Annotated in this window: 5 protein-coding genes; all 5 read left to right on the forward strand. The window is 47.9% G+C overall.

Annotated features, from left to right (window positions below; all coding sequences use genetic code 11):
* Positions 1–154: 154 nt before the first annotated feature.
* Positions 155–1087 carry a hydroxymethylbilane synthase gene (gene hemC / locus L5M40_RS20095; RefSeq protein WP_131523367.1) on the forward strand — a complete coding sequence of 311 codons (933 nt, stop codon included), beginning with the start codon at positions 155–157 and terminating at the stop codon, positions 1085–1087.
* Positions 1088–1091: 4 nt separating this feature from the next.
* Positions 1092–1832 carry a uroporphyrinogen-III synthase gene (locus L5M40_RS20100; RefSeq protein WP_263142975.1) on the forward strand — a complete coding sequence of 247 codons (741 nt, stop codon included), beginning with the start codon at positions 1092–1094 and terminating at the stop codon, positions 1830–1832.
* 60 nt (positions 1833–1892) lie between these two features.
* The gene (locus L5M40_RS20105) at positions 1893–3074 is read left to right on the forward strand and encodes a uroporphyrinogen-III C-methyltransferase (protein ID WP_263257143.1); all 1182 of its coding nucleotides are present in this window, start codon (positions 1893–1895) and stop codon (positions 3072–3074) included.
* Positions 3071–4237: a heme biosynthesis HemY N-terminal domain-containing protein gene (locus L5M40_RS20110; RefSeq protein WP_263257145.1), complete on the forward strand. Its 1167-nt coding sequence runs from the start codon at positions 3071–3073 to the stop codon at positions 4235–4237. The genes L5M40_RS20105 and L5M40_RS20110 overlap by 4 nt, the downstream gene beginning before the upstream one ends.
* A gap of 433 nt (positions 4238–4670) precedes the next feature.
* A partial coding sequence (locus L5M40_RS20115; protein ID WP_263257147.1) for a retention module-containing protein occupies positions 4671–6586 on the forward strand: 1916 nt, incomplete at its 3' end.

Raw genomic sequence — 6586 nt, forward strand, 5'->3', positions numbered from 1 at the left:
ACTTTTACAAACTCGAGCAACTAAACGTGAAACCCGTCACACTTTCACGGTATCTAGAACATCGCCAACTTCAAAGAATCGATACGGCTTCCTTACATAAACGATTTGCCAATGTTAGCATTGGCGCAACTAAGATCTTTGATGGAAACTAGGCATGTCTGAGAACCGCATACGTATCGCAACCCGCAAGAGTCCGCTGGCCATGTGGCAAGCTGAATTTGTTAAAGCCGAATTAGAACGCATTCACCCCGGTATTGTGGTGGAATTGCTGCCAATGAGCACTAAGGGCGACGTTATCTTAGATACGCCGCTAGCCAAAGTGGGCGGTAAAGGTTTGTTCGTCAAAGAGCTTGAAGTCGCCATGTTAGACGATCTTGCCGATATCGCGGTGCACTCAATGAAAGACGTGCCAGTCGACTTCCCAGAAGGCTTGGGCCTTGAAGTCATTTGCGAGCGTGAAGATCCCCGCGATGCCTTTGTATCAAATTTATATAAATCGATCAGCGAATTACCATTAGGCGCAACTGTGGGCACCTCGAGCCTACGTCGTCAATGCCAACTGCGCGCATCACGCCCTGACCTTATTATCAAAGATTTACGCGGTAACGTAGGCACTCGTTTAGCCAAACTTGATAACGGCGAATACGATGCCATTATTCTTGCAGCTGCAGGCTTAATCCGCCTGAAACTGTCTGAGCGGATTGCTAGCTTTATCTCTGCCGAAGAATCCTTGCCCGCCAACGGCCAAGGCGCTGTGGGTATCGAATGTCGCACCAACGACGCACGCGTTAAGGCCCTACTGGCACCATTAGAACATTTAGAAACGCGCTACCGTGTGATTGCCGAGCGCGCGATGAACACGCGCCTAGAAGGTGGATGCCAAGTGCCGATTGGCGCATTTGCCGAAATCAATGGTGATGAGATGACATTACGCGGCCTAGTCGGTAACCCTGATGGTAGTGAAATCATCGAAGGCGTGATCACAGGTCCAAAAACCGACGCCACGCAATTAGGGGTTGCCCTTGCCGAAGAGCTATTGAGCAAAGGCGCAAAAAGCATACTCGACGCTGTTTACGCTAAAGCATAAGTCGATGAAAGTCTTACTGACGCGCCCTGAAGGGCGCAATCAGTCCATGATCGATGCCTTGAATCAGCAAGGCATTAGCCATTGGGTTACACCTCTACTGTGTGTCGAAGCAACGCCGCCCATCACAACGAATAACTCGCACCCACTGGCACACGCCGATATGATTATCTGTATCAGCGCTAATGCAGTCAGCTTTGCCGACTATGCCTTAACAACCGCTCATTCTCGAATAAAAGGCTGGCCTCAAGCTCAATATTTCGCAGTAGGTCATGCGACTTGGGAAGCATTAAATCAGCTCGGCATTGAAGCCCTCGAAGCCCCAGATGATTGTCAGCAGACCGAAGGTCTACTCACGCTCGCGCCTTTGCAAGATATTAAAGGTAAGCAGATTACGATCATACGTGGCGTTGGTGGCCGTGAAGCCTTAGCTGAACGACTGGCTGAGCGCGGGGCAACAGTGCGCTATTGGGAAGTATATCAACGGGCTTGTCCACCACTCAATGGACAACAGATCGCACAACAATGGCAAGAGTTTGGCATCGACACTATTGTCGTCACCAGCGGTGAAGTACTGGATAACCTGATTAATCTAGTGCCAAAAGAGTTATTTGCATGGCTGCGCTCATGTCATATCATAGTCCCAAGTAACCGAGTAGAAGCTCAAGCTCACGCCTTTGGTATAACCCAAGTCACCAATGCCAATGCCGCCAACAGCAAAGCCGTGCTAAACGCCCTTAAACTCTAAGCGCTATTTAGCCCGATTTAACTCGAATTTCGGCAGTAGCATGTTTTCAAGGACTGTTAAATGGATAACAACAAGCACGACGCAAAGAGCCCTGAATCACAGGCTACCTCTATTATTGAACCATCAATAACGACTGATGACACGCCCATAACTTCAGCGCCATCAACTGAATCCCAAACAGCCAAAGCCACACCTTCAAGCACGTCGAGTCAAACGCCAGCATCCAATAGAAGCTCGTGGGCGATTCGCTTTGGGGTGTTATTAGCGCTGGGTTTAACCGCTTGCACCCTTGGCGGCGGTTTTATGTTATACCAACAGATGCAACAGCAACTGCTGGCGCAGGATGCGAAAAATATCGCCCTGCAGGACCAATTACAGCAAGCCCTGCTACAACCCAATCAACGTATTGGCCAGCTTGAACAGCAACAACTGAATGATGCTAAGACCTATCAAGAATTAACAAAATTGGCAGAAGACCAAAATCAACTGCAGGACAGGATCAATAAACTTGCCCAGCGCAGTCCAACGCATTGGATGGCGTCAGAAGCCGAATATCTAGTAAACATGGCGGGCCGTAAACTTTGGTTAGAAAAAGATCCCCGCACCGCCACCGATCTATTAAAGTCGGCGGATGAAACCATCGCCGCCATGAACAATCCCGCTTTGCTACCTATTCGTAAGGCTCTGGCAAAAGATATCGCCGCGACTGCAAGTATTAAAACCACAGATATTGATGGTAGTGTATTAGCCCTCGATGCCTTAATTGAGCAACTCGATAAACTACCCCTTAATCGCACCGATGCAGAAACCGATGCCCCTGAAGATACAAACATTACTGGCGATTTAAATGACTGGCAGAGCAACTTAGGGAAGACGTGGAAAGCGTTAACCCAAGACTTTATCACCATACGCCATAGAACCGCCGATGCACCCGCTTTACTTGCTCCTGAGCAACAGTGGTATCTGGTTGAAAATATTCGTCATAAACTGCTGCAATCTCAACTTGCGTTATACCGCTACGACAGAGCCGCTTATCACCAATCATTAATGATGGTGCGTAAGTGGATTCAAACCTATTTTGATACTCGAGATCACAGCACTGCTGAAGCCATCGCCAAAATCGATACATTGGCGACATTAGAACTTGATCCTATTACTCTGAAATCCTTTGCTGCAAAACCTCTGCTATTACAGCTGACAAGCTATGGTGAGCTGACCTCATCAGAGGATGTGCCATTATGATCAAGATATTAATTTTCTTAGGAATAATACTAATAGGGCTCTGCATTAGCCCTTGGTTGGTGGGCAACACAGGTTATGTATACATTGCGGCAGGTGACTACCAGATTGAGACCAGTTTAGTTTTTGGGATCATTGCCTTAATTGTATTTTATGCCATGTTCCAAGTACTAGAATGGTTGGTGATTAGCGCCATTAATCTCATGCTGCGTAGCCGTTTTATTCCTCGCCACTGGCGCCGTCGCTCCGCGAAAAAGCATACCTTAATGGGTGCACTGGCTCTGGCAGAAGAAGATTGGCCAGCAGCAGAACGCGCTATGATAAAAGGCGCCGATAATGGCGAACTCCCTGCACTTAATTTACTTGCAGCGGCTCGTGCTGCCCAGTACCAACAGAAAATAGCAGAGCGTGATCAATATCTTGACCGTGCAGCAACACAACCGCTGGCCGCGAATGCCGTCGCAACCACGCGTACTCGATATCTGTTAAAACAAGGTGAGTTAGCTTTAGCCCGCACCGAGCTCGATAAATTAGCCCCCACAAGTAAGAGCAAAGCACCGGTACTCAAACTCGCCCTCGAGTTATATCGAGCGCAAGAGGATTGGGATGCGCTCAAGCTATTATTACCTATTTTGAAGAAACGCCAGATCCTAGATGACACCCAGCTAAATGAACTCAATGTAATCACTCACTGCGCTTTACTCAAAGCCGCAACCATTAAAGGCGAAGAAGCCTTAGAACAATGCTGGCAGTGGTTATCTCGCAGTGAGCGCAATAAGTCTGAGTTTTTGGCGATTTATGCTGTGGGTTTATGCCGCTTTAATCGCAAAGAGCAAGCGCTGAAGCTACTCTCGAAAAAATTACGCACTGCTCCTGAATCTGCACTTTTAGAAGTCATTCCAGAAATAACGACAGCCCAAGATACAGAAATCCGTAAGCAGTTACTCAAGCATGAAATCACCCATGAGAATAATGCCGACTACCAGATGTGCTTAGCTAAACTTTATCAGCAAACACGGGATATGAAAGAAGCCAGAACCTGCTGGCAAAATGTTTGCCGACTCGAACCCACAAAAGCCTCTTGGTTGGCGCTTGCACGGATTCAAGAACAGTTAGGTGAACAAGGTAACGCAAATCAAAGTTATCGTCAGGCGGTTAATCTGTAGTTCTACAATGCCTGCAACCTAGTCGCCGTGATTTGAGTAACGAAAGATCACGGCACTTGCCAATGCTGGCATATTAAAACCCACTTAACTTGCCAAAAATGTTAAAAACTAGATCGTGTCGCTTCTTTTCCGTAAAAACCACTCTCCCAATCCAGATTAATTTCTTATAACTATGCTTAATCTTAGAGTTAAAAAGTACTAAATACGGCCCTTTTTATAGATATAGCTACTACATCTAGTTATAGGTCTAAAAATTGTCACTTTTGCGCATTAAGATCCGTAAAACCGCATAAGAGCAGGCAACACAAGCGCGTCAAAAAATTGACTTAAGTCGTTTCGTTAGCTAAAATTCCACCACTTGTATCACAGTGCGACATATTTGTTGGACTTGTGCGTCTATGGATTAACACACTTTGGCTGTTGGGAGCTTACTATGGGATCGGTAATTACATCAAAGAAAGGTTTGCTTAAGTTAGTAAAAGGGCAAATCAATGTCGAAGTTGATGGTTCAAATCAACCCGCTAAGGATGGCGAACAACTCCCTAAAGGTGCTGTGCTCCATATTGGCGAAAACGCAACCTATGAAATTACCTTCGATGATGGCACTAAGCTATCAAATGAAGTCGCGCCCAGCGAAACTACTGCAGCAGCCTCTGGCACGGCTAACGAAGCAGCCCTAGATGAAATTCAAGCATTACAAGATCTTATTGCATCCGGTGAAGACCCAACTCAGAACCTACCAGAAACCGCAGCAGGCAACACACCAGGCAGTGATGGTAACTCGGGCTATGTCACTCTAGCCCGTAGCGGCACAGAAACCATTGCAGCTTCAGGCTACTCAACAAGCGGCCAAGCACTGACTGGAACGACGGTTAATATTCCACAATTCACCATTGCAGCAGACTCACCTTCAGCACTTGCTAATGACAGCAACACTTCCAATGAAGATACTGTAGCGACTGGCAATGTGCTCGATAACGACACTGATGTGGATTCCACTCTAAGTGTTGTGAGCTTCGAAATCAGCGGTACCACCTACGCAGCAGGCACAGAAGTGACTCTCGAAGGTGGTGTTTTAATTTTAAATATCGATGGTTCTTACACCTTCACGCCGAATGAAAACTGGAATGGCCAAGTACCAGTCATCACCTACACCACTAACACGGGTTCAACGGCCACATTAACCATTAATGTTACCCCTGTTGATGATGCCTCTGCGTTAGCCAACGATACTAATACCGTTGATGAAGATACCGTTGCCACTGGTAACGTGCTCACCAATGACAGCGATGTGGATAACACTTTATCAGTCGTTAGCTTCACCGTGAACGGCGATACAGTTACCGCCGGCACCACGGTCGCCTTAGAAGGCGGCAGCTTAGTCATTAATGCCGATGGTTCTTACACCTTCACGCCGAATGCAAACTGGAATGGCCAAGTACCAGTCATCACCTACACCACTAACACGGGCTCAACAGCCACATTAACCATTAATGTGACCCCGGTTGATGATGCTTCTGTGTTAGCCAACGACACCAATACCGTTGCTGAAGACTCGATTGCCACAGGCAACGTGCTCGCCAATGATAGCGATGTGGATAACACGCTCTCTGTAACCAGCTTTACGGTAAGTGGTCAAACGGTTGCGGCTGGCACCACCGTTGCATTAGAAGGCGGCAGCTTAGTCATCAATACCGATGGTTCTTACACCTTCACGCCCAATGCTAACTGGAATGGCCAAGTACCGGTCATCACCTACACCACAAATACCGGCTCAACCGCCACATTAACCATTAATGTTAATCCTGTCGACGATCCTTCCATCCTTGCAAATGACAGCGCCACAGTTGCAGAAGATACTGTAGCTACAGGCAATGTGCTTGATAATGATTCCGATATCGACAGCACCCTGTCCGTTGTCAGCTTCACCGTGAACGGCGATACTGTTACCGTGGGCACCACTGTTTCCCTAGAAGGCGGCAGCTTAGTCATTAATACCGATGGCTCTTACACCTTCACGCCTAATGCAAACTGGAATGGCCAAGTACCTGTCATTACCTACACCACTAACACTGGTTCAACGGCCACATTAACCATTAATGTGACCCCTGTCACCGATGGCTTCACCGATGCCGATGAAACCCTGACCGTGGCTGAAGACAGTGGCGTCACCAATGGCTCCTTGCTCACCGGCACCACCAGTGTCGATGGCCCGCTCAGCATTCAGAGCTTCAGCGTCGCCGGACAAACCGGTCCGTTCACCCTGGGCACCGCCTACGTGATCGCCGGCCAAGGCACCCTGACGGTCAATGCCAACGGCACCTACAGCTTTGAGCCCGCCGCCAACTG

The organism is Shewanella sp. SM68, from assembly GCF_025653925.1.
In the GTDB taxonomy this organism is placed as follows: domain Bacteria; phylum Pseudomonadota; class Gammaproteobacteria; order Enterobacterales; family Shewanellaceae; genus Shewanella; species Shewanella oncorhynchi.